This window comes from Actinomycetospora sp. (assembly GCF_055612215.1).
On record NZ_JBVPVA010000562.1, the window covers coordinates 1 to 2,412 of the forward strand.

At 72.3% G+C, this 2,412-nt stretch carries 2 protein-coding genes; one reads left to right on the forward strand and one right to left on the reverse strand.

The features are described 5' to 3' along the window. Positions 1–196: 196 nt before the first annotated feature. The gene (locus AC0CYZ_RS15520) at positions 197–1,156 is read left to right on the forward strand and encodes a helix-turn-helix transcriptional regulator (RefSeq protein ID WP_472216863.1); all 960 of its coding nucleotides are present in this window, start codon (positions 197–199) and stop codon (positions 1,154–1,156) included. A gap of 24 nt (positions 1,157–1,180) precedes the next feature. On the opposite strand, the gene AC0CYZ_RS15525 is transcribed toward AC0CYZ_RS15520, so the two are convergent. Beyond that, positions 1,181–2,167, reverse strand: a complete 987-nt coding sequence (locus AC0CYZ_RS15525) for an alpha/beta hydrolase (protein ID WP_472216865.1) — start codon at positions 2,165–2,167, stop codon at positions 1,181–1,183. Positions 2,168–2,412 lie beyond the last annotated feature (245 nt).

Consider the following 2,412-nt stretch of genomic DNA (forward strand, 5'->3'; position numbering starts at 1 on the left):
GCGATGGACCGATCTGGAAGATGGACGAGGGTGCAGAGCCGTTGACCCGGGACGCATCGCACGTCCCGAGGTGCGGTCCGCTCCCGGTTCGGGAGTACTGCTTCTCGGGCGTGCTCTCTTACCATCACGTCGTCGTCAGGAGGGTGAGCCGGCGCAGGTCGAATCGGGTCGGTCCGGGCTCGGGTGGGGAGCGCGCATGGCTGTCGTCCTCGATGCCGCGTCCCATCCCGCTGCCGAGCGGATCGACCTGGTGCACGACGTGATCGCGCGGAGCGGCGCGCGACGGCGGGTCGCGCTGAACGCGCCCGCCGAGTCGGTGGACCTGCGGGCCGAGGCGTGGCAGATGGCCTCGGTCCAGGTGTTGCGCACGGCCGGGACGGGCCTGACGTTGGCCCGCACCGCCCAGGACGTCCGGGACGACGCTCCCGACCTGCTGGCGGTCGCGTTGTCGGGTGGCGAGTGCACGTACTCGGCCTGCGGCGCCGCCCAGGAAATCGCGCCGAACGGGATCGTGCTCGTGGACTTCGGTACGCCCTACGTCTTCGCGCACGTCGGCGAGGAGGGCAGCTCGTTCACCAGCCACATCTCCTATGTCGATCTCGACCTGGACGTCGACGACGTGCGCACGGCGATCCCTCGTGTGGGCTCGAGCGCTGTGTTCCCCCTGCTCCGCAATCACCTCGTGCACCTGCGCACGGCGATCGACGAGGTCGCGGGCGTGCCGGAGATCGCGACCGGGCTGGCAGCGGCGACGATCGACCTCACCCGCGCCCTCGTCGCGTCCGCGGGCGGGGGCCGGCGGCAGCGGGATGTCCTGCGGGAGACGCTGCGGGTCCGGATCGTGGGCTACATCCGGGCCAACCTGGGCGATCGAGACCTCACTCCGGCCCGGATCGCGGCCGCCCACCACATCTCGTTGCGCACTCTCTACAACGTGTGGGGCGACGAGGACGAGACCCTGGCGGACTGGATCATGCGGGAGCGTCTGGATCGGGTTCGCAGAGACCTGGGCCGCTCGGACTCGACCGTCTCCGCGGTGGCCCGCCGCTGGGGGTTCGTCGACCCGGGCCACCTCAGCCGCCGGTTCCGTGGGGCGTACGGGATGTCACCGAGGGAGTGGGTGCGGCGGTCGCGTTCCACCGCCGGTGCCTCCTGAGTCGGGCGTCGGCGGTGGCGGTGCTCAGGCGCGGTTGCCGGTGCGCAGGACCCTGGTGAGGAAGGCGATGGCCTGGGCGATGGCGGCGTCGGCGCCGTGGGTCTCGCGGAGCGGGTTGAGCATGACGAAGTCGTGGATGACGCCCTGGTAGCGGGTGGCGGTGACCGGCACCCCGGCGGCGCGCAGTCTGGCGGCGTAGGCCTCGCCCTCGTCGCGGAGCACGTCGGCCTCGGCGTTGATCACCAGGGCCTCGGGCAGCCCGGCGAGCTGTTCGGTCGGGGCGCGCAGCGGTGAGGCGGTGATCTCGGCGCGTTGGTTCTCGTCGGTGGTGTATTGGTCCCAGAACCAGCGCATGCCGTCCCGTTGGAGGAAGTAGCCCGTGGCGAACTGTTCGTAGGAGCCGGTGTCGAAGGCGGCGTCGGTGACCGGGTAGAAGAGCAGCTGCCCGACCAGGGGGACGTCGGCGCGCTGCTTGGCCAGCAGCGTGAGTGCGATCGCCATGTTGCCGCCGACGGAGTCGCCGGCGACGGCGATGCGGGTCGGGTCCAGTCCCTTGCCGGCGCCGTCGCTGACCACCCAGCGGGCCGCGGCGTAGCTCTGCTCGATGGCGGTGGGGTAGCGGGCTTCGGGGGAGCGGTCGTACTCGGGGAAGACCACGGCGGCGTGGGCACCGACGGCGAGCTCGCGCACGAGGCGGTCGTGGGTGGCGGCGTCGCCGAAGACCCAGCCGGCGCCGTGGATGTAGAGGATCACCGGCAGGACGCCGGTGGCGCCGGCCGGGCGGACGAGGCGGACCGGGACGCTGCCGGTGGGACCGCCGGTGACGGCGATCCATTCGTCGTCGACGTCGGGCTTGGTGATCTCGCCGGCCTGGACCTCGTCCACGGCGGCGCGCCCCTCGGCGGGCGGGAGCTCGAAGAGGAACGGCGGCTTGGCGGTGGCCTCGGTGAACGCCAGAGCGGCGGGCTCGAGGACGGGAACGGGCGGGACGACGGGGGAGGGCGTGGGCATCAGGGCTCCTGTGGCGCTACGGAACGGCGAGCTGGATGGCTGAGGGCGCAGAGGGCTTGCCCGGCCGTGCAGCGGGCCTGCCCGGGTCGACGTCCGCCGCGACCCCGGCCTCGCACGGGGTGGTCGCGGCGAACACGGAGGTCAGAGGTAGCGCCGGATGAAGGTCAACGCGGTCTCGGCGACCTCACGCCACCCGTCGTCGATGGTCAGGGCGTGTCCGCGGTGGGGCATCTCGACGATCTCGG

Coding starts and splice junctions, on each gene's coding strand:
- AC0CYZ_RS15520 (WP_472216863.1), top strand. CDS start 197: ATGGCTGTCGTCCTCGATGCCGCGTCCCATCCCGCTGCCGAGCGGATC.
- AC0CYZ_RS15525 (WP_472216865.1), bottom strand. CDS start 2,167: ATGCCCACGCCCTCCCCCGTCGTCCCGCCCGTTCCCGTCCTCGAGCCC.